Consider the following 19,615-nt stretch of genomic DNA (forward strand, 5'->3'; position numbering starts at 1 on the left):
CGGCTCCGGCCGGCGTACGCGAAAACGGGCGGGCACCCGCGTGGGGTGCCCGCCCGTCGTCGTGTCGAGGGATCAGCCTCGGGATCGACCCGGTGGTCGGCCCGGGTTGGGCGGCTGGCCACCGGGGTTGCCCGTCGTGGCGCCACCGCCGCCGCTGCTGACCTGGATGGTGACCACGCCACCCTTGATGGTCCGGCCGTCCGGGCTGGTGCCGGCGGCGGTGCCCGGCGGGCAGCTGGAGGGCACCTTGACGTCGGAGACGACCGCGTCGAAGCCGGCGCCCTCGATCCGGTTCTTCGCCGTCTCGACCGGCTGGCACTTGACGTTCGGGATGGAGCGCTGGTCACCCTCGGAGATCTTCTTGCCGGGCGGCTCGAAGTCGATCCGGGGCTTGCCCTTCATCGCGTCCCGCAGCGTCTCGTAGACCGGCGGGTTGATGCCGTTGGGCACGTTGTGCCCCATCTTGACGTTGGTCTGCGGCCAGTCCGGGTCGGCCATGATGCCGGCCACCGCGTACTGCTTGGTCATCGCGACCAGCGCGGCGCTCTTCTCCGAGTCGGTGGTGCCGGACTTGCCGGCCACCGGCGCCTTGACGATGCCCCTCACGTTGGCCGCCGTCCGGCTGCCGCCGCAACTGCCGTTGGCCGGGTTGTCACCGACCGGGCAGCGGGCGGCGTCCACCGCGGCCCGGGCCACGTCGGTGCTGATCCGCTTCTCGCAGCGCGGGTTGGCGATGTCCAGCTTCTTGCCCTCCGGGTCCCGGATCTCCTGCACCGGGATCGGCTCGCAGTACTTGCCGTCCGCGGCCAGGGTGGCGTACGCGTTGGCCAGGTCCAGCGGGGTGGTCTGCGAGACGCCCAGGGTGAAGGCGCCCCAGTCGTGCGCGTAGTCCTTGTTGCTGGCGAAGCGGGCGTCGTTGCTGGCCCGGAACTGGATGCCGAGCCGCTTGGCCACGTCGACCACGTTCTCCGCGCCGACCTGCTGCTGCAACGGCACGAAGTAGGTGTTGATCGAGGCGCTGAACGCGCTCCACATGTTCTGCACGCCACCGGCCTTCTTGCCGGAGTTGGTCGGGCAGTAGAGGTTGGTGCCCGGGCAGGCGGCCGGGCTGCTGCTGCTGATGATGTACTCGGACCGGAACGTCTGCGGCGCGTTGATGGTGTAGCTGAGCGGGATGCCCTTCTCCAGCGCCGCCACGATGGTGAAGATCTTGAAGGTCGAGCCGGCCTGGTACCCGGTGATGCCGTCGCCGCCGGTCAGCAGCGGGTTGACGGTGTTCGGGTAGTTGCCGCGCTTGCCCTTCTTGCGCTGCTTCGGGTCGCTGTGCGGCTTGTTGGCCGGCTTCTTCGGGTCGTCCAGCTTGAAGTTGCGGTTCACCGCCAGCGCCCGGACCCGGCCGGTGCCCGGCTCGACCACCGCGACCATGGCGGCTTCCTTGGCGGTCTCCTTCTTGGCCCTGCGGACCGCCTTGTCGGCCGCGCGCTGCGCGTCCGGGTCGAGCGTGGTGACGATGTGGTAGCCGCCGCTCTTGAGCCGCCGCTCCCGGTCGTACGAGGTCGAGCCGAACGTCTCCTGCTGCATCCACCAGCGGTAGAGGTAGTCGCAGAAGAAGCCCCAGCCCTTCTCGGCGGTGTCGACGCAGCCGTTCGGGGTGCGCTTGTCCTTGACCACCAGCTTGGTCGCCTTGGCGGCGTCCGCCTCCTGGCGGGTGATCGCGCCGATCTCGAACATGTTCTCGATGACGTAGTTGCGCCGGTCGACGGCGAGCGGGTAGCCGCTCTTGGTGGTCGGGTCGAAGGAGCTGGGCGCCTTCACCATGCCGGCCAGCATCGCCGCTTCCTCGATCTTCAGGTTCTTCGGCGGCTTGCCGAAGTAGACCTGACTCGCGGCGTAGACGCCGTACGCGCCGTTGCCGAAGGCGGCGATGTTGAGGTAGCGCTCCAGGATCTCGTCCTTGGAGAGCTCCTTGTCGATCTGGAGGGCGTAGCGCATCTCGCGCAGCTTGCGGGCGCTGGTGTCCTCGGTCGCGGCGACCACGTCGGCCGGGTGGGTGGCCGAGTACGCGATGGCCAGCCGGACGTACTGCATCGTCAGCGTGGAGGCGCCCTGCCGGTCGGCGCCCGCGTTCTGGTTGTTGACGAAGGCACGGGCGACGCCGTTGAGGTCGACGCCGTTGTGCTTGTAGAAGTCGTGGTCCTCGGCCGCGATGATGGCCTTCTGCATGACCGGCGAGATGTCGGCGAGCTTCACGTCGCGCCGGTTCTCGTCGTACATGGTGGCGAGCTGCGTCTTGCCGTCGGCCGCGTAGAGGTAGCTGATCTGCGGCGCGCGGGCCACCGTCAGCTCCTTGGGCAGCGCGCCGAACGTTTCGGCGCCGGCCTTGGCGGCCAGCCCGGACATCGCCACCGCGGGGAAGGCCGCCGCCGCGACGACCACGCCGGCCAACAGGCCGCAGATCAGCAGCGATGCGGCGTTGGTCAGCACATTGTGGTCACGTTTCCGCATCCAGGTCACCTCGACAGGGTACGCGAACAGGTAACGAGGGGCGCTGGGGCGTTCTTTCCCCATTTCCTGCGCGCGCCGACCTCGTTGTGCTAAACGCACGACCCCTGGTGCGTGGTTGCGTGAACCCGGCGCCGAGTCTCCTCCATTCGGGGGACGGCCGCAGCGTTTTCACGTACTGGGGAGGGGTAAGCGCCGGTCGAGAGCCCGGGAAGCCGGGAGTGTCCGGAATGATGGATTTAGCCGACAACGTTGCGTAATCGGGCGACTACAGAGCATGATGGGGGCGGCGACAGCGCCACATGTCGTCCGTGCCGCCTTGGGGAAGGCAGGCCCGGGCGATCGGGGGGAATTGCCGGCTGGTCCGCACGACGTCGGTAGGTACTGCAAGGGGGGACGTGTACACATGGGCATGATCACTGACTGGCCGTCGCTGGCGGCATGTCAGAACGGGGACCCGGACGCGTTGTTCGTACAGGGCGCCGAACAGAACGTGGCGAAGCGGATCTGCCGGAGCTGCCCAGTTCGGTACGAGTGCCTGGCCGACGCGCTGGACAACCGGATCGAGTTCGGTGTGTGGGGTGGCATGACCGAACGCGAACGCCGCGCGCTGCTGCGCCGTCACCCGCAGGTGACGAGCTGGCGCAAGATGTTCGAGGCCGCGATGAAGAAGAACAGCAAGGACAAGGCCGGCAAGGACAAGATCCTGGTCACCGCCGCCGGCTGACCACCACGCTCCGGGCCCGGCCGACCGCGAACGGTCCGGGCCCGACCGGTGGCCACGGCTCGGGCCGCCCGCCGCGGTGCGGCCCGGTGGCCGCCGCGGCTCAGGCCCGGCTGATCGCCGCGCCGATCGTCCGCAGCCCGTCGACGTCGTGCACGTCGGCGGGCTGCGCCGTCACCGACACCGCCGGTACCGCCGGGAACTCCTCGGTGAACCGTTGCGCGACCCGCTGCTCGCGGCGGGCCTGCTGGACCAGCGCCGCGTGCGCCCGCAGCACCTCCTCGGTGGCCTCGTGCCCGCCGAGGTCGGCCAGCCGCGCGGCGGCGGCCAGGCTCTCCGCCGCGTCCAGGTCGGGCGCCGCCGGCCGGTGCACCCGGTTGAGCACCAGGCCGGCCAGCGGCATCCGCTCCGCGCGCAGCCGGCCGGCGAAGTAGGCGGCCTCCCGGACCGCGTCCGGCTCGGGCGCCGCGACCAGCAGGAACGCCGTCTCCCGTGCCTGCAGGATGCGGTACGTCTGCTCGGCGCGCTGCCGGAACCCGCCGAACATCGAGTCGAGCGCGGCGACGAAGCCGGAGAGGTCGGTCAGCAACTGCGCGCCGAGCACCTTCTGCACGACCTTGGAGAACATCCCGAACGACGCGGTGACCAGGCTGAACATGCTCCGCCCGCCGGTGCGCGCCGGGGCCAGCAGCAGCCGCAGCATCCGTCCGTCGAGGAACCGGGACAGCCGCGCCGGGGCGTCGAGGAAGTCCAGCGCCGACCGGGACGGCGGGGTGTCCACCACGATCAGGTCCCACTCGCCCCGGGCGTGCAACTGGCCGAGCTTCTCCATCGCCATGTACTCCTGCGTACCGGCGAAGGTCGAGCTCATCGCCTGGTAGAAGGGGTTGGCGAAGATCTCCGCCGCCTTCGCCCGGTCGGTGTGCTGGAGCACCACGTCGTCGAAGGTGCGCTTCATGTCGAGCATCATGGCGTGCAGCTCGCCGCCGCTGGCCTCGACGTCGATCCCCTTCACCTGGCGCGGGGTGTTGTCCAGCTCGGTGAGCCCGAGCGACTGGGCCAGCCGGCGCGCCGGGTCGATGGTGAGCACCACCGTACGGCGGCCGTGCTGCTCGGCGGCCCGGAGCGCGAGCGCGGCGGCGGTGGTCGTCTTACCCACCCCGCCCGCCCCGCAGCAGACCACGATGCGTACGCCGGGATCGGCGAGGATCTGGTCGACGTCCAGCTGCGGCGCCGCGTCTTCGGAAGGCACCAATCGAGCGTATCGGGCCGACTGGCTCCCCGTGCCGGTGCGGACGCCAGGTGTGAGTCAATCCGCCCGGACGAGCGCCTCCGCGAGCCGGTCCAGCCCGGCCCGGTCCACGCCCTCGGGCAGCAGCGGCAGCTCGATCAGCGGCAGGCCCAGCTCCACCAGGTCGGCCCGGAGCGAATCCTCCAGTTCACGACGGATGGTCTGGTCCTGGGCCTCGGCGTACAGCCCGGCCACGGTGTCCCGGTCGGCGGGCAGCCCGGCGGCGATCAGCCCCCGGCGCAGCTCGGCCTGGCTCACCACCCGGCCGGCCGGCAGCGGGGGCCGGGCGGCGTTGACAATCACCCGACCGACCGGGAAACCGAACGAGGTCAGCTCGGCGATCGCGTCGATCGTCTCCTGGACCGGCATCTCCTCGAGCAGGGTGACCACGTGCACAGCGGTCATCGGCGAGCGCAGCAGCGCGGAGACCCCCTCGCTCTGCGTCTTGATCGGCCCGACCTTGGCCAGCCGGGCGGTCTCGGCGGTGACGTTGAGGAACCGGCCGATCCGGCCGGTCGGCGGGGCGTCCAGCACCACCGCGTCGTACACCCGCCGCTGGCCGGCGGTGCGCGTGGTGGCCTCCTTCACCTTGCCGGTGAGCAGCACGTCGCGCAGGCCGGGGGCGATGGTGGTGGCGAAGTCGATGGCGCCGAACTTGCGCAGCGCCCGGCCGGCCGCGCCGAGCTTGTAGAACATGTCCAGGTACTCGAGCAGCGCCTCCTCGGCGTCCACCGCCAGCGCCCGCACCTCGCCGCCGCCCGGCGCGTCGGCCAGGTGCCGTTCCTCGTACGGCAGTGGTTCGGTGTCGAAGAGCTGGGCGATGCCCTGCCGCCCCTCGACCTCGACCAGCAGGGTGCGCCGGCCGCCAGCGGCCAGCCCGAGGGCGAGCGCCGCCGCCACGCTGGTCTTGCCGGTGCCGCCCTTGCCGGTCACCACGTGGAGGCGGCCCGGCCATCCCTCGGCCGGGTCGGCCGGTCGCTCAGCTGCTCGCACCCGTCGAGCCTATCCAGCGACGGCGCTCAGGCGACCTCGCAGACCCACCAACCGGTCTTCCGCACCACCGTGAAGCGCAGCTCCTGGTCGGCGACCTTCTCGTCCGCGGTCGTCATGGTCACCTTGGTGCTGACCGTGGCCCGGTCGCCGGTCTGGTTGTCCACGGTCGGCTTGGTCCACCGGAACCGCGGGTTCTGGTGGGTGCCGACGTACTTCTCCACCTCGGCGACCTTGGCGGCGATCCGGTCGTCGTCCCGCGCCGCCGAGCAGACCAGGGTGGCCGCCTTGGCCGCGTCCCGGTCCTTGTAGACGGCGGTGAGGAACTCGTCGACAGCGACCGCCGGCTCCTTGGCGCCGGTGCCCGTCTCGGTGTCGCGCAGGGTGAAGAACGCCGCCGCGCCGCCGACGACGCAGAGCAGCAGCACCGCGGCGAGGGCGATCCCGGCGATCAGCAGGCCGCGCTTCTTCTTCGGGGCCACCGGGCCCTGGTACGGCGGGTACCCGGCCGGCGGCAGCGGGCTGGTGGCCGGGTCGGCGGTGGGAGCACCGGGCGGGACGGGCGGGACGGCCGGGCTCGGAGCCTGGGGCTGGCCGGCCGGCTCGCCGCTGGGTGGCTGGGTCATCTCGTCCCCCGGGGTGCGACGTCGTCACCGGAGGCGACGAGCGTGTGTGGCGCGGGCGGGCGAGCCCTGCGCGCTCGTCCGACCGGAAGGGTAGCGGTCCGCGCCGGATCGCGGGGGAGGGGCGGGCCGGTCGGGGCCGGACCCGACAGTCTGTCGCATATGTGACTTTCGGTCACCTGTCGTGCGCGTCCTGTTTACGGGACTCGGGCCGCCGACCTACGTTCTGAGCTGCGCGGGGGGACCGGGCCGGGCGTCGGGCCCGGACCGGATGGCGATGACGTGACCAGGTACGACGCCCGGAGGCAGCGATGCGCGACGCGGACAACCACCCCCGAGCCCAGTTCCCGACGGGGCGCCTGTCCGGCCCCGGCTCGGCCGGGGAGGGGGAGGGGGTCGCCGCGGGCCTGCCGATCAACGAGCGGTCGTACCGGCGGATCGCCGAACCCGTCGAGGTGGTGCGGACGCTCGCCCGGCCCGCCGAGCGGACCCGGGACGACGACGAACCCGGCTACGTCATCCACCTGCCGATCCGGGTCGCCGACCTGGCCGCGGCGACCGCCCTGGCCGGCACGGTCGCCACCTCGCTCGGCTTCCTCGTCGAACTCGACGCCGGCGAGACCACCGTCTCCACCGCCGACGACCAGAACAACCGGCACCGGGTCTTCTGCGACCTGCTGCTGCCCGACCGCACCCGGTGCCCCCAGCGGTACGAGCACAGCGGCCCGTGCGGCGACCTGCCGAGCGCCCCGGAGCAGCGTCCCGCACCCCGGCCGGCCGCCGGACCGTAGGCTGTTCCTCGAAGTGTCAATGCCACCGAGGGAGCCCTCCACCGATGCAGAAGTGGGAATACGCCACGGTCCCGCTGCTGGTCCACGCGACCAAGCAGATCCTCGACAACTGGGGCGAGGACGGGTGGGAACTCGTCGCCGTGATCCCCGGCCCGAACCCGGACCAGCTGGTCGCCTACCTGAAGCGGCCGAAGGCATGAGCGAGCGGAGCGAACGAATCATCGGGCTCAGCGCACTGGTGCCTCATGCCGGCACTGCTCACGGTCCGATCCCCGGCCGAGGCCGTGTCGACGCCGCGGGATACGCCGACGCGGCCGGGCCTCGGACCGTTCGGCGGAGCGGAGTGCCGGCATGAGCAACGGTCCGCACGCGAAGCTCGCCGAGCTCGGGCTCACGCTGCCCGAGGTGGTGCCCCCGGTGGCCAGCTACGTGCCGGCCGTGCAGTCCGGGCAGCACGTCTACGTCTCCGGCCAGTTGCCGATGGCCGAGGGGAAGCTGCTGGCGACCGGCAAGGTGGGCGCCGGGGTCTCCGCCGACCAGGCCAAGGACCTCGCCCAACGCTGCGCGCTGAACGCGCTGGCCGCGATCGACTCGCTGGTCGGCCTGGAGAACGTCGTCAAGATCGTGAAGCTCACCGGCTTCGTCGCCTCGGCTCCCGGGTTCACCGGCCAGCCGGGGGTCATCAACGGCGCCTCCGACCTTTTGGGAGCGGTCTTCGGCGAGGCCGGCCGGCACGCCCGCAGCGCGGTAGGCGTCGCCGAGCTGCCGCTCGACGCCCCGGTCGAGGTCGAGGTCATCGTCGAGGTCGCCTGACCAGCACACTCCCCGCGATCCTGCGCCGCCCGGCCGGGCAAAAGCCGTGAAGTGGCAGGTATCCCGGGCCGATCGCGCAAGATCGCGGGGAGTTGCCGTCGGGGCCGTACGATCGCAGCCATGACCGGGCACTTCACGGCGCCGGCGGCCGCCCTCGCGGACGAGCTGCCGGACTGGGTGACGCTGCTGCGCGCCCCGAACCCGGGGCCGATGACGCTCGACGGCACCAACACCTGGCTGCTGCGCGCGCCCGGGGCGGACCGGGCGGTGGTGGTCGACCCGGGCCCGGCCGACGAGGAGCACCTGTCCCGGATCGCGGCGCACGGCCCGGTCGCGTTCGTGCTGATCACGCACGGGCACGGCGACCACACCGAGGGCGCCCGCCGGCTGGCCGAGCTGCTCGGCGGGGTGCCGGTCCGCGCCGCCGACCCGGCGCACACCGTCGACGGGCCGCCGCTGGCCGGGCCGGGCGACCGGATCGACGGCGCCGGCCTGGGCATCCGGCTGCTGCCCACGCCCGGGCACACCGGCGACTCGGTCTGCTTCCTGGTCGAGCACGCCGACGAGCGGGCGGTCCTCACCGGCGACACCATCCTGGGCCGGGGCACCACCGTGGTGGCCCACCCGGACGGGCACCTCGGGGACTACCTGACCAGCCTGGAACTGCTCAGCACGTACCGGGGGATCCCGGCGCTGCCGGGCCACGGTCCGGCGCTGGCCGACTGCGGCGCCGCCGCCGAGTTCTACCTCGCCCACCGCCGCGCCCGGCTCGACCAGGTCCGGGCCGCGGTCGACGCCGGCGCCCGCACCCCGGCCGAGGTGGTCGCCGCGGTCTACGCGGACGTGGACCGGTCGCTGTGGTGGGCCGCCGAGTGGTCGGTCCGCGCCCAGCTGGAACATCTCGGGGTCGACGCCGGGGAATCCGACCCCGGGGTGAGCGGGTTGGAGCAAGCGTGACCTGCCCGGTGTGCGGAACCGTCGCCGTACCCGGCGCCCGGTTCTGCCACAACTGCGGGGCCGCCCTGCCGGCCGCCGCGACGCTGCCGGCGGCCGAGCGCCGGGTGGTCACCGTGCTCTTCGGTGACCTGTCCGACTTCACCTCCTGGTCGGAGGACCTCGACCCGGAGCGGGTCGGCGCGGTCACCGACCGGGTGCTGGCCGCGCTGGCCGGCGCGGTGAAGACCTTCGGCGGGCACGTCGACAAGCTGACCGGTGACGGGATCATGGCGGTCTTCGGCGCGCCGGTGGCGCACGAGGACGACGCCGAGCGGGCAGTCCGCGCCGCGCTCTCCATGCAGCGCGCGGTCCGCCGGGTGCTCGACGACGAGCGCGGCGGCGGCGCTCCGCTCGGCCTGCGGGTCGGCCTCAACACCGGCGACGTGATCGCCGGCATCCAGGCCGCCATCGAGTACACGGTCATCGGCGACACCGTGAACACCGCCGCCCGGCTCGCCGACGCCGCCGCCGTGGGCGCGATCTACGCCGGGGCGCGCACCTCCGCCGCCACCCGGCACGTCGCCTCCTGGCGGGCACTGCGTCCGCTGCGGCTCAAGGGCAAGCGGGAGCCGGTCGAGGCGTACGAGCTGCTCGGTCTCCTGGACGCTCCGGGCACCCGGTCGGGCCTCGGCGACGAGGCGCCGTTCGTGGGCCGGGAGACCGAGATCGGCCGGGTCGCCGGCCGGCTCGCCGAGGTGATCGACCGGGGCGAGCCCCGGGTGCTGCTGATGACCGCCGAGGCGGGGATCGGCAAGTCCCGGTTCGCCGCCGAGGTGGAACGCCTCGCCGCCGGCTACGACGTGGGCGCCGGCCGGTACGCCGCGCACACCGGCGCCCGGGTGCTCTCGGTGCGCTGTGCCGCGTTCGGCGAACGGCGCCGGCTCGCCCCGCTGGCCGACCTGGTCCGGGCCGCGGTCGGCCTGCCCGGCGACGCCGCCACCGCGGTCACCCGGCCGGCCGTGGAGGAGCGGCTGCGTCGGCTCGGGCAGCGGCTCGGCCGCACCGGCGAACCGGTCCCGATCGCCAGCGACCAGCTGCTGGCCCTGCTCGGCTACGCCGAACTGCCCGCCGGCGGGCCGAGCGAGTGGGGCGCCACCCAGCCGCCCGTCGACGCCGACGCGGTGCCGAACGCGGTCGCCGACCTGCTCAGCGCGCTCGCCCAGGAGGCGCCGCTGGTGATCGTCGTGGACGACCTGCACGACGCCACCGCCGAGACCATCCGGTCCCTCGGGGTCACCCTGTCCCGGCTCGCCGGGCCGGTGCTGGTGCTGCTGCTGGGCCGGCCGGAGCTGGTGCGGACCGCGGGTGCGCTGACCCGGGTGGCCGACGCCGAGGTGCACGCGCTGCCGCCGCTGCGCGGCGCCGACGCCGCCCGGCTGCTCACCAGCTACCTGGGCGGCGGCAAGCTGCCCCAGGCGGACGCCGACCGGCTGCTCGCCACCGCCCAGGGCAACCCGTTCTACCTGGCCGAACTGGTCACCCTGCTGATGGAGCGCGGGGCGCTGACCGCGGTGGCCGACCGGAGCGCCCCGAGCCCGGGGCGCTGGCGGCTGGTGCCCGGCTCGCTGGGCAGCCGGCTGCTCTCCCGCGACCTGGCCGCCGTGCTGGCGGCCCGGATCGACGCGCTGCCGGCCGAGGCGCGCTCGGTGCTGCGGGACGCCGCGGTGGTCGGCGACACCGTGCCGGAGGGCGCGCTGGAGGCGCTGCGCGAACAGCGCGCCGGGCTGGCCGGCCGGCCCGCGGCGGTGGCCGCGGTCGAGCTGGAGCGGGCCGTCGAGGAGCTGCTGCAACGGCGGATGCTGCACCGCACCCGCACCGGCTACGCCTTCGCCACCCCGCTGATGCGGGAGGCCGCGTACGCCGGGGTGAGCAAGGCCGAGCTGGCCGAGCGGCACGCCGCGCTGGCCCGCTGGGCGAGCCTCGCACCGGCGGACGGTTCGGCGCCGCCGGGCGGGTTCACCGAGCCGGCCCGGGACGACTTCGTGGCCGAACACGTGGAGCGGGCGGCCGCGCTGGCCGACGCCGTCGGGCTGCGGCCGGACGCGCCGGCCCGCGCGGTGGTGCCGCTCGGCGTGGCCGCGCTCGGCCGGGCCGCCCGCCGGTCCCTGCACCTCGGTGAGCCGGCGCTGGCCGTCGAGTACGCCGACCGGGCCGCCGAACTCGGCCGGGACGGGGTGCCGCCGGCCGACCGGGTGGTACACGCCCGGGCGCTGCTCCAGGTCGGCCGGCCCGCCGACGCGCTCGCCTTCGCCGAGAAGATCGCCGCGAACGCCGGCGACGAGGCGGGGGTGCGCGCCAGCGCGCTGCTGCTCGCCGGTCAGGCGCACCAGACCATGGGCGACCAGGCGCGGGCGGAGTCCTGCTGGCACGAGGCGTTGCAGGTGGCCACCGCCGCCGACCTGCCCGCGCTGCGCGCGTCGGCGATGCGCCGGCTGGGGATGGCCGACTTCATCGCCGGGCGGCTGGGCCAGGCGAGCAGCCGGCTGGCCGCCTCGTACCAGGTCAGCCGGGCGGTGGGCGACCGCCGGGGGCAGGCCTGGTCGTTGCAGAACCTGGCCTGGGTGACCACCACCCGGGGCGACTTCGCCGGCGCGGACGCGGTGCTCGGCCGGGCCGCCCGGCTCTTCGCCGAGCTGAAGGACCCGTACGGGCGGGCCTGGCTGCGCGGCACCACCGCGTTCGCCCGGCTGCTCGCCGGCCGGCTCCGGGAGGCGGACCGGTTGGCGCGGGTCTTCCTGCCCTTCGGCGAGCGGGTCGGCGAGGCGTGGGCGGTCGGGACCCTCCGCGCGGTCGAGGCGTTCGCCACCGCGGAACTCGGCGAGCTGGCCGACGCGGACCGGGAGGCCCGCCGGGCGTACCGGGAGTTCGCCGCCGCCTCCGACGACTGGGGACGCGGGTTCGCGCTGGTCGTCCGGGGGGTGGTGGCCCGTGGGCTGGGCGAGCCGGAGCACGCCGCCGACCTGCTCACCGACGCGCTGTCGTACGCCGACCGGACGTCACACCCGCTGCTCACCGGGATGGCCGGCACGCTGCGCGGGTTCGTGGCGCTGGACCTGGGCGACGGGCCCGCCGCCGAGCGGGACGCCCGGGCCGTGCTGACCGCCGTCGAGCCGCACAACCCGCAGGCGCCCGCCCAGGTGGGGCCCCGGGTGCTGCTGGCCATGGCCCGGCTGGCGGCCGGCGACCCGGCCACCGCCGTCGGGCTGCTCGCCCCGGTGGCCACCGCTGCCGCGAACAGCCCGTCGCTGCTCTTCTCGCGCCGCCAGACGATGGCCCGGTACGCCTCCGCGCTGCTCGCCCACGGCCAGCGGGACCAGGCGCTGGACTGGGCCCGGCGGGCGGTCCTCGCCCCGGCGGAGGACGTGCGCAGTCAGGTGGTCGCGGCGAGCGTGCTGGCCGAGGCGCTGGCCGCCTGCGGCCGGCCGGTGGAGGCGCTGGCCTGCGCCGAGGAGGCGGTGCGGCTGGCGTACGCCACGGAGCAGCGCAGCGAGCGGGCCGCCGCCGACGCGCTCCTCGCCCGCCTGGGCCCCGGCTGACCGGTCGCCGGCGCACCGGCCGCCGGGCGGGCCGGGTCGGGCGGTGCGGCGCGCCGGGTTCGACACGCCGCGAAGGCGGGCCGGTGGGATGCGGGATTGTGGCGGTTCTGCCGATGTGCCCGGCGGAGCCGGCCGCTAGCCTGTCAGGTCCGTGCGGCGTCCACAGTGGCGGCCGTACCTGGCTTGGGGAGGGCCGTCATGAGGCTGCCGCGTTCGGTTGCCGGCTGGACGATCGCGGTCTTCGGCGTGCTGGCGCTGCTCATGGGCGCGGTCGGGCTGCTCTGGCCGGAGGCGCTGCTGCGGATGCTCGGGTTCGAGGTGCCGGCGCAGCGGGCGGCCGGCGACCACACCGGCACCTTCCTGATGGCCTCGTCGATGGCCTCGTTCAACATGGGGGTCTACTACCTGCTCGCCACGGCCACCGAGTGGCGCGCGTTCTACCGGTTCACGGTGGTCTTCCGGCTGGTCACCTTCACCGTCTTCAGCATCGCCGTGCTGGCCGACATCGCCCCGGCGCGGTTCTTCGGGGTGGCCGCCTGGGAGGGCGCGGGGGCGGTGGCGACCGCCTTCGGGCTCTGGTGGGACGCCCGCCGGTCGGGCTCCGCCGAGCCGTCCGCGCCGGCCGAGGCCACGCCCGCCCCGGACACGGTGCACTGAGCGCCCCGCCCGGTTGGGTATTTTCGAGACCGTGACCGACACCCCGCCCGGCGCCCTGCCGACGCCCATCGTGCCCGGTCTGACCGATTTGCGGGTCTTTGCCAGGGGTGGCTACGCGACCGTCTACCGGGCCACCCAGATCTCGGTCGGTCGCGAGGTGGCGGTCAAGGTGGAGAACCGCACGCTGGACAGCGAGCGGGACCAGGCTCGGTTCCTGCGCGAGGCGCGCGCCGCCGGCCGGATGTCGTCGCACCCGCACGTGGTCGACCTCTTCGACGTCGGGGTCACCGTCGACCAGCACCCCTATTTGATCATGGAGCTCTGCGACGGGTCGTACGCCGAACGGATGCGCACCTCGCCGCTCGGCCCGGTGGAGGCCCGCGACCTCGGGGTTAAGATCGCAGACGCGATCGCCCACTCGCACGCGGCGGGCGTGCTGCACCGCGACGTGAAGCCGGCGAACATCCTCTACTCGCACTTCAACTCGGCGGTGCTGGCCGACTTCGGGCTGGCCGTACTGGGTGAGATGCGGGACGCCTCGGTCGCCCTGGAGGTGCTCACCCCGGCGTACGCGCCACCGGAGATGTTCAACCACAGCCCGCCGTCCCCGGCGGTCGACGTCTACGCCCTCTGCGCCACCCTCTACGCGGTGATGCACGGCCGGCCGCCCCGCTGGCAGTCCGAGCGGAACCCGAGCCTGGTCACCGTGCTGGAGATGTTCCACCAGCCGATCCCCGGCCTGCCGGGCGTGCCCGACGAGCTGGTCGAGGTGCTCCGCGCCGGGATGGCCAACGACCCGGCCGACCGGCCCTCCGCGGCCGAACTGCGCGGCCTGCTCGCCAGCCTGCCGCTGGAGGGCGCCGGCGCCCCGCCCGGCGGCGCGTCCGCCGCCGGCGCCCCGCTGGCCGGCGGCCCCACCCCGACCGGGCAGCACCCGGCCGGCCGGTTCAGCCGGCCCGCTCCCCGCGGGCCGGTCGACGACGCCCACCCCACCGTGCCCACCACCACCGGCCGGCGCTGGCGGCGGCGCTGGTTCCTCGGCGGCGCCGGGGTGCTCGCCCTGGCCGGCTCGGCCACCGCCGGGGCCTGGGTGGCCGGCGGCGCGCCCGCGCCGACCCCGTCCCCGACGGTGGAGACGGTGGCGGCCACCCCCGCCGTGCTGCCCGGGTGCGCCGACGGCGCGGCCGAGTTGCCCGACGGCGCGCGCTGCGGCGCCGAACTGGAGTGCTTCGGCCCGGTGCAGGTACGCGGCAAGCGCGCCGCGGCCGACCGGGTGCCCTGCGACGGCCAGCACACCTGGGAGAGCTACGCCGAGGGCGACCTGCCGGCCACCCTGCTCGGCGCCGGGTACGCCGAGATCAGCGCGGACCCGGCGGTCCGCCGGGTGTGCAACGAGACCACCTTCCGGCTCACCAGCGGGATCGCCCAGCCGGCCGGGTGGAACCTGGAGGTGCTGCCGCCGGCCGGGACCGACGCCGACCGCACCTACCGCTGCCTGGCCGGGCGAGGGCTGGACGCGCTCGCCTCGCCCACCCTCACCGGTCGCTGAACCGGTCCCGGTGCCGCTCCCGCATCGCCCGCACCGCGTCGAGGTTGTCCAGCGTCTCCAGGGTGTCGGCGTCGATGCCGTACAGCCCGTCCGCCGGCTGCCCCGCCGCCGTCGTGGCGTCGGACTCGGCGTCGTCGCGCTGCCGGACGGCGGTCAGCGACACGCCCGCGACGGTGGCGGACAGGACGCAGAGCAGCGCCAGCACCACCCCGACGAGATCCTGCCGACGCCAGAGGATCAGCGTCACCAGCAGCGCGACGGCGACCGCCGCGGCGACCGCCGCCACCGTCCGCGCGTCCGGGCCGGGCACCCTCATCCGTCCAGCATGTATCCGCCGGGCTGCCTGTCAACCACCGCCGCCTTCCGCGCCACCCGTCGACCGATGGCGGCACCCGGCCGGCGCGGGAAGGGCGGCTACCATCCACTGAGGATCTTCCCGTCGACGCTGAGGAGCGCTGTGACCCGACTGGGCCGGATCGTCGCGGCACCGCTGGTGGCGGTGGGCCTGCTGGCCGCCTGTGGTGACGGGTCGACGCCGGCGGTGACGCCCTCGACCGCCAGTGCGCCGGCCGGCACGCCGTCGAACGCCGCGCCGTCGAGTGCCGGGCCGCTCAGCATCGACCAGGCCATCGCCCGGTTCGTCGCCGAGCGGTACGGCCCGGACGTCCGGTACGTCGGCCGCTGCGCTGTCGTGGAGCCCGGTACGCGTGGCGTCTGCGCGCTGCCGAAGGCCACGGTGGACGGTGGCGAGGTGTACGGGATCGGCGCGCCGTTCAGCGAGATCGACGCCTTCCTGCTGCTGGACGACAACGCCGGCGACTGGCGGGTGGTCGACTCGTACGTCCCGGACTTCCCGTCGGACGGCTCGTCGACCGGGCCGGTGCCCGCCTGGTTCGCCCAGGTCGACTGACCGGCTCCGGCCGCACCGGTGTTCGGCTGAGGCGACGCGACGCGCGGGGCCGCCGAGCCGGGCTGGCGCGGCGCGACCCGTCGAAAACGGGTAACAACAGCGTCGATCGCGAAGAATTCGTTACCCCGATTCCGGTGATGTCGGCTTTGTTCGTGTTTCGTGGGGCGCATTCATAGCCAGACGTCTCTAGAGTGGCGGGGGTCGAGCCCGGCTCGACCTGTCCCGTCGTCCACCGGAAGGCGTCCACATGCCACGACGAACCCGGTCTCTGGCCGCAGCAGGAATCGCCGGCGTTCTCCTCGCCGGCTCGGCGGTCACCCCGGCCGCCGCCGCACCCTCCCCCAGTGGCTGGGGGCGTCCGGTCGTCACCGACCGGACCAGTCCCGCCGAGGCGCGCCGGGTCGACCGCGTGCCCACGCCCGACCTGGACTGGTACGCCTGCTACGACTACGCCGAGTGCGCCACCGTCCGGCTGCCGCTGGACTACGACCGGCCCAACGGCGCCACCACCGAGGTCGCCCTGCTCCGGGTGAAGGCGCGCGACCAGCAGAACCGGATCGGCAGCCTGTTCCTCAACCCGGGCGGCCCCGGCGGCTCCGGCACCGACATCGCGCTCGCCGCGCCGTACTTCCTCAGCGACTCGCTGCTGGACCGGTTCGACGTGGTCGGCGTCGACCCGCGCGGCGTGGCCGCCAGCGAGCAGGTGCGCTGCTTCCCGTCGGTCAAGGACCAGACCCGGGCGTACGCCGGGCTGAACGTCGCCTTCCCGTGGACGAGGGCCGAGGAGCAGGCGTACGTCGCCTCCTCGGAGGCGGTGGGTCGGGGCTGCTCCACCACCGGCCGGCCGCTGAGCGGGGCGATGTCCACCGCCGAGGTCGCCCGCGACATGGACGTGCTCCGCCGCGCCGTCGGCGACCGCAAGCTCACCTTCCTGGGCTTCAGCTACGGCAGCGCGCTCGGGCAGTACTACGCCAACATGTTCCCCGACCGGTTCCGGGCGCTGGTGATCGACGGGGTGCTCGACCCGCAGGCGTGGGTCGGTCGGGGCAAGGCGCGCGGGGAGGTCCAGGAGGACCGGCTGCGCAGCGCGCAGGGCGCGTACCGGGCGCTGCGCGAGATCATGACCCGGTGCGACGCGGCCGGCGCGGCCGCCTGCCCGCTGGCCGCCGGTGACCCGATGGCCTCGTTCGAGCTGGTGGCCCAGCGGCTGCGGGCGAAGCCGCTGGTGATCGAGGACCCCGACCTCGGCTCGGTCACGGTCAGCTACGCCGACTTCGTCGGTGCCACCCTCGGCGCGCTGTACGACCCGGCCGGCTACGCGCAGGTGGTCGGCCTCACCGCGGAACTGCTGGTGCTCACCGACCCGCAGACCGTCACGGCCGCCCGGGAGCGGGCCCGCGCCGCGGTGCTGCGGCTCGCCGCCCAGGCCCGCCAGCAGCGCGCGTTCGACTTCCCGTACGACAACAGCTTGGAGACCTTCCTCGGGGTGGACTGCACCGACGGGTACCACCCGGCGGACGCCGACTCGTGGCCGGCCCGGGCGGCCCGGGCCGACCGGCGCGACCCGTACTTCGGTCGGCTCTGGGCCTGGGCCACCTCGCCCTGCGCCCGGGACACCTGGACGGTGCGCGACGAGGACGCCTACACCGGGCCGTTCGACCGGCGCACCGGCGCTCCGGTGCTGGTGGTCGGCAACTACTGGGACCCGGCGACCAACTACCGGGGCGCGGTCAGCTCGGCGAGGCTGCTGCCGAACAGTCGCCTGCTGAGCAGCGACAGCTGGGGCCACACCGCGTACGGGACGTCGGCCTGCGCCACCGGGGCGATCGACGCGTACCTGATCTCCGGGGCGTTGCCGGCCCGGAGCACGGTCTGCACGGGTGACGTGCAGCCGTTCGCCGACCCGGCGCCCCCGGCCACCGACCGGGCGGAGCGCACCAAGAGCGCGCTGGCCGGGCAGGACGCGCCGCGCCGCGGCGAGCCCAAGCGGCTCCCGCCGGTGGTCCCGCCGCTGCCGGCGGTCGGCACGCTGACCGCCCGCTGAGACCCGGGGTACGGCGGGCGATCGGGCGCCCGCCGTACCCCGGCCCACCCGGGGGCGTTGTCTGTCGACCGTGGACCGCTGTCGCTACGCTCGGTGTCCCGCCCGCTCCGTTCCGCAGCGAGGTTCCGATGAACGTACCGGTCACCGGCTCCCGGGTCCGCTCGATCGCCACCACCCTGGCCGTGGCGCTGACCCTGACCCTGGCGGCGGCGGCCGGCTGCGACAGCCGGCAGGAGTCGGACCTGCCCTCGGTGCAGGAGAAGCTGCGCGAGACGCACATCTACGGCCAGGCGAAGCTGCGGATCGGGGTGGCCACCAACGAGCCGCTGATGGGCGAGCTGCGCAACGGGGTGTACACCGGCTTCGACGTCGAGATCGCCCGCTACATCGCTGCCTCCCTCGGCTACGAGGGCGACCAGCGGCTGGAGTTCGTCCCGGTCTCCACCGAGGACCGCATCCCGGCCCTCCAGGGCGGCATGGTCGACCTGGTGGTCTCCACCTTCTCCATCACCGAGGAGCGCAAGAAGCTGGTCAGCTTCGCCGGGCCGTACTTCGTCACCACCCAGGAGGTGATGGTCCCGCTCCGGCTGAAGGACCGGATCCGCACCATCGAGGACCTCCGCGACCCGACGTACAAGGTCTGTACCAGCGGCGGCTCCACCACCGAGGCGGAGTTGGAGAAACACCAGGTCAAGGCGCTGGTGGTGAAGGACGTGGGGGACTGCGTCACGGGCATCCGGGCCGGCCGGTACGACGCGGTCAGCTCCGACGAGGCCATCCTCGCCGGCTTCCTGGCCCGGTTCCCGACCGAGTTCGAGATCGTCGACATGCCCTTCGGCACCAGCGAGATGCTCGGCATCGGCGTGCCGATCGGCGACCCGGCGCTGCGCGATCTGGTCGCGTTCTTCCTGCACAAGAGCTACCAGCAGGGGCGGGACGGGCAGACCAGCCCGTGGCTGACCGCGTACAACCGGACGCTGGGCCCGTGGCTGCGGGCGGAGAAGCGGCAACCGCAGCCGCTCGACGTACCGAAGCTGGTCGACTTCGACGACAAGGCGCCACGCCGATGAGCGCGGCGCCGGCCACCGCCACCGGCGGCCCGGTCCCCACCCCGCGCGATCCCACCCCGTCCGGCGCGCCACCGGACGCCACCCCGCCGGGTCGCCCTGCCAAGGAACCCGCCCGGCCCGATCCCGCCGGCTCCGACCAGGCCGAGCGGCGCGCCCGGGCCAGCCAGTCGTTCTGGACGGCGGTGGTCGGCGTGCCGGCGGTCTTCTCCGTGCTCCGGCTCGGGGTGGAGGCCGGCGGCGAGTTGCAGACGACCCTGCTGCTGGTGGCGAACGTCGGACCGGTGAACCTGCTGGCCGGGTTCCTCACCACCGCGGCCCGGCTGCTCACCACCGCCCTGGTCGCCGTCTTCGCCCTGGGCGCGGTGCTGGGGGCCAGCGTGGACCGGTTGCCGCCGGGCCGCCGGCGCCGCCCGCTCTTCGCCCGCTGGTCGGAGATCACCCCGGCCTGGTTCGTCGCGGCGAGCTTCCTGCTCGCCCTGGTCACCTGGCCGCTGCTCTACCTGCCGCTGCTGGTGCCCGCGGCGGCCGCCGCCTTCCAGTTCACCCCCGAACGGCTGCACGAGCGGCCCGGCCCGCGAGTGCTGATCGTCGCGGCCCTGTTCGGCGGCTACCTCTGGCTGCTGATGCCGACCCTGCGGGACGCCTGGAGTCAGGGCGAACCGCTGCCGGTGCTGCTGCTCGTCGTACCGCCGCTGCTCGCGCTCGCCATCGCGGGGCCGCTGCCCGGGGCGGTGATCCGGCCGCTCGCCTCGGTCACCCAGGCCGCCGTGCTGGCCATGCTGGTCTGGGCGGCGCTGCCGGTGATCAGCACGCCGGTGCTCCCGCTCACCGTGACCACCGTCGGCAGCGGGTCCGGCGCCACCGAGGACGTGCGCGGGCACGTGGTGACCACCGACGACGTGAACATGGTGATCCTCCAGGAGCAGGGCGGCGTCCGGTACGTGCCGGTCGACCAGGTACGCGGCCAGGTGCTCTGCCCGAGCGAGGAGGAACTGCCCCGGCACCGGCTGCGGATCCACGACTTCCACGTGGAGGACTCGCTGCTGGAGGGGCTGGGCCGGCGGGTCCGTCCGGTGCACCGGATCGACGCCGCCTGCCGGGCGGTCGGCTGAGCGCCGG

The 19,615-nt window shown here is 74.3% G+C and carries 17 protein-coding genes; 12 read left to right on the forward strand and 5 right to left on the reverse strand.

Annotated elements, in window-relative coordinates; genetic code table 11:
* Positions 1–72: 72 nt before the first annotated feature.
* The gene (locus SM577_RS03390) at positions 73–2,505 is read right to left on the reverse strand and encodes a penicillin-binding protein (protein ID WP_474586266.1); all 2,433 of its coding nucleotides are present in this window, start codon (positions 2,503–2,505) and stop codon (positions 73–75) included.
* 403 nt (positions 2,506–2,908) lie between these two features.
* Here SM577_RS03390 and SM577_RS03395 point away from each other — a divergent pair, with 403 nt between their 5' ends.
* On the forward strand, positions 2,909–3,229 hold the full coding sequence (locus SM577_RS03395; protein ID WP_167180147.1) for a WhiB family transcriptional regulator: 321 nt from the start codon (positions 2,909–2,911) through the stop codon (positions 3,227–3,229).
* Positions 3,230–3,329: 100 nt separating this feature from the next.
* Here the strand turns inward: SM577_RS03395 and bagB are convergent, their stop codons facing one another.
* From bagB to SM577_RS03410, 3 genes are read right to left on the reverse strand one after another with little or no spacing between them, the layout of a single operon-like run.
* The gene (bagB, locus tag SM577_RS03400; protein ID WP_302920583.1) at positions 3,330–4,481 is read right to left on the reverse strand and encodes an ArsA family ATPase; all 1,152 of its coding nucleotides are present in this window, start codon (positions 4,479–4,481) and stop codon (positions 3,330–3,332) included.
* Between the two features lie 54 nt (positions 4,482–4,535).
* Positions 4,536–5,510, reverse strand: a complete 975-nt coding sequence (bagA, locus tag SM577_RS03405; protein WP_474586267.1) for an ATPase BagA — start codon at positions 5,508–5,510, stop codon at positions 4,536–4,538.
* Between the two features lie 26 nt (positions 5,511–5,536).
* On the reverse strand, positions 5,537–6,133 hold the full coding sequence (locus SM577_RS03410; RefSeq protein WP_302920585.1) for an Rv0361 family membrane protein: 597 nt from the start codon (positions 6,131–6,133) through the stop codon (positions 5,537–5,539).
* Between the two features lie 308 nt (positions 6,134–6,441).
* Between SM577_RS03410 and SM577_RS03415 the strand changes: the two genes are divergently transcribed.
* The 7 genes from SM577_RS03415 to SM577_RS03445 all read left to right on the forward strand — a co-directional run bounded on the left by SM577_RS03415 (position 6,442) and on the right by SM577_RS03445 (position 14,472).
* The gene (locus SM577_RS03415) at positions 6,442–6,921 is read left to right on the forward strand and encodes a hypothetical protein (RefSeq protein ID WP_302920586.1); all 480 of its coding nucleotides are present in this window, start codon (positions 6,442–6,444) and stop codon (positions 6,919–6,921) included.
* A 44-nt stretch (positions 6,922–6,965) separates the two neighbouring features.
* Positions 6,966–7,121: a DUF4177 domain-containing protein gene (locus SM577_RS03420; RefSeq protein WP_088996459.1), complete on the forward strand. Its 156-nt coding sequence runs from the start codon at positions 6,966–6,968 to the stop codon at positions 7,119–7,121.
* A 151-nt stretch (positions 7,122–7,272) separates the two neighbouring features.
* Positions 7,273–7,734 carry a RidA family protein gene (locus SM577_RS03425; RefSeq protein WP_474586268.1) on the forward strand — a complete coding sequence of 154 codons (462 nt, stop codon included), beginning with the start codon at positions 7,273–7,275 and terminating at the stop codon, positions 7,732–7,734.
* A 120-nt stretch (positions 7,735–7,854) separates the two neighbouring features.
* On the forward strand, positions 7,855–8,691 hold the full coding sequence (locus tag SM577_RS03430; protein ID WP_302920587.1) for an MBL fold metallo-hydrolase: 837 nt from the start codon (positions 7,855–7,857) through the stop codon (positions 8,689–8,691).
* Positions 8,688–12,266 carry an adenylate/guanylate cyclase domain-containing protein gene (locus tag SM577_RS03435; RefSeq protein WP_474586269.1) on the forward strand — a complete coding sequence of 1,193 codons (3,579 nt, stop codon included), beginning with the start codon at positions 8,688–8,690 and terminating at the stop codon, positions 12,264–12,266. The genes SM577_RS03430 and SM577_RS03435 overlap by 4 nt, the downstream gene beginning before the upstream one ends.
* A 198-nt stretch (positions 12,267–12,464) precedes the next feature.
* Positions 12,465–12,923, forward strand: coding sequence for a hypothetical protein (locus SM577_RS03440; protein WP_474586270.1), 459 nt, complete (start codon positions 12,465–12,467; stop codon positions 12,921–12,923).
* A 31-nt stretch (positions 12,924–12,954) separates the two neighbouring features.
* Entirely contained in the window at positions 12,955–14,472 is a 1,518-nt protein-coding gene (locus SM577_RS03445) for a serine/threonine-protein kinase (protein ID WP_474580805.1), read from the forward strand.
* Here SM577_RS03445 and SM577_RS03450 read toward each other — a convergent pair.
* Positions 14,459–14,788 carry a hypothetical protein gene (locus SM577_RS03450; protein WP_474586271.1) on the reverse strand — a complete coding sequence of 110 codons (330 nt, stop codon included), beginning with the start codon at positions 14,786–14,788 and terminating at the stop codon, positions 14,459–14,461. The two genes, SM577_RS03445 and SM577_RS03450, sit on opposite strands and share 14 nt — an antisense overlap.
* Before the next feature lie 141 nt (positions 14,789–14,929).
* Here SM577_RS03450 and SM577_RS03455 point away from each other — a divergent pair, with 141 nt between their 5' ends.
* The 4 genes from SM577_RS03455 to SM577_RS03470 all read left to right on the forward strand — a co-directional run bounded on the left by SM577_RS03455 (position 14,930) and on the right by SM577_RS03470 (position 19,608).
* A complete protein-coding gene (locus SM577_RS03455) occupies positions 14,930–15,382 on the forward strand; it encodes a hypothetical protein (protein ID WP_474586272.1) in 453 nt (150 codons plus the stop codon).
* 247 nt (positions 15,383–15,629) lie between these two features.
* Positions 15,630–17,426 carry an alpha/beta hydrolase gene (locus tag SM577_RS03460; protein ID WP_474586273.1) on the forward strand — a complete coding sequence of 599 codons (1,797 nt, stop codon included), beginning with the start codon at positions 15,630–15,632 and terminating at the stop codon, positions 17,424–17,426.
* A 128-nt stretch (positions 17,427–17,554) separates the two neighbouring features.
* Positions 17,555–18,496: a transporter substrate-binding domain-containing protein gene (locus tag SM577_RS03465; RefSeq protein ID WP_474586274.1), complete on the forward strand. Its 942-nt coding sequence runs from the start codon at positions 17,555–17,557 to the stop codon at positions 18,494–18,496.
* Positions 18,493–19,608: a hypothetical protein gene (locus SM577_RS03470; protein WP_474586275.1), complete on the forward strand. Its 1,116-nt coding sequence runs from the start codon at positions 18,493–18,495 to the stop codon at positions 19,606–19,608. Before SM577_RS03465 ends, SM577_RS03470 begins: the two co-directional genes overlap by 4 nt.
* The last annotated feature ends 7 nt before the right edge of the window (positions 19,609–19,615 follow it).

This window comes from Micromonospora desertarenae (genome assembly GCF_056150265.1).

What these genes read in the sequence shown, in the direction of transcription:
- SM577_RS03430 (WP_302920587.1), top strand. Translation starts at nt 7,855, where the DNA reads ATGACCGGGCACTTCACGGCGCCGGCGGCCGCCCTCGCGGACGAGCTG.
- SM577_RS03450 (WP_474586271.1), bottom strand. Translation starts at nt 14,788, where the DNA reads ATGAGGGTGCCCGGCCCGGACGCGCGGACGGTGGCGGCGGTCGCCGCG.
- SM577_RS03465 (WP_474586274.1), top strand. Translation starts at nt 17,555, where the DNA reads ATGAACGTACCGGTCACCGGCTCCCGGGTCCGCTCGATCGCCACCACC.
- SM577_RS03420 (WP_088996459.1), top strand. Translation starts at nt 6,966, where the DNA reads ATGCAGAAGTGGGAATACGCCACGGTCCCGCTGCTGGTCCACGCGACC.
- SM577_RS03390 (WP_474586266.1), bottom strand. Translation starts at nt 2,505, where the DNA reads ATGCGGAAACGTGACCACAATGTGCTGACCAACGCCGCATCGCTGCTG.
- SM577_RS03470 (WP_474586275.1), top strand. Translation starts at nt 18,493, where the DNA reads ATGAGCGCGGCGCCGGCCACCGCCACCGGCGGCCCGGTCCCCACCCCG.
- SM577_RS03415 (WP_302920586.1), top strand. Translation starts at nt 6,442, where the DNA reads ATGCGCGACGCGGACAACCACCCCCGAGCCCAGTTCCCGACGGGGCGC.
- SM577_RS03425 (WP_474586268.1), top strand. Translation starts at nt 7,273, where the DNA reads ATGAGCAACGGTCCGCACGCGAAGCTCGCCGAGCTCGGGCTCACGCTG.
- SM577_RS03410 (WP_302920585.1), bottom strand. Translation starts at nt 6,133, where the DNA reads ATGACCCAGCCACCCAGCGGCGAGCCGGCCGGCCAGCCCCAGGCTCCG.
- SM577_RS03395 (WP_167180147.1), top strand. Translation starts at nt 2,909, where the DNA reads ATGGGCATGATCACTGACTGGCCGTCGCTGGCGGCATGTCAGAACGGG.
- SM577_RS03440 (WP_474586270.1), top strand. Translation starts at nt 12,465, where the DNA reads ATGAGGCTGCCGCGTTCGGTTGCCGGCTGGACGATCGCGGTCTTCGGC.
- SM577_RS03460 (WP_474586273.1), top strand. Translation starts at nt 15,630, where the DNA reads ATGCCACGACGAACCCGGTCTCTGGCCGCAGCAGGAATCGCCGGCGTT.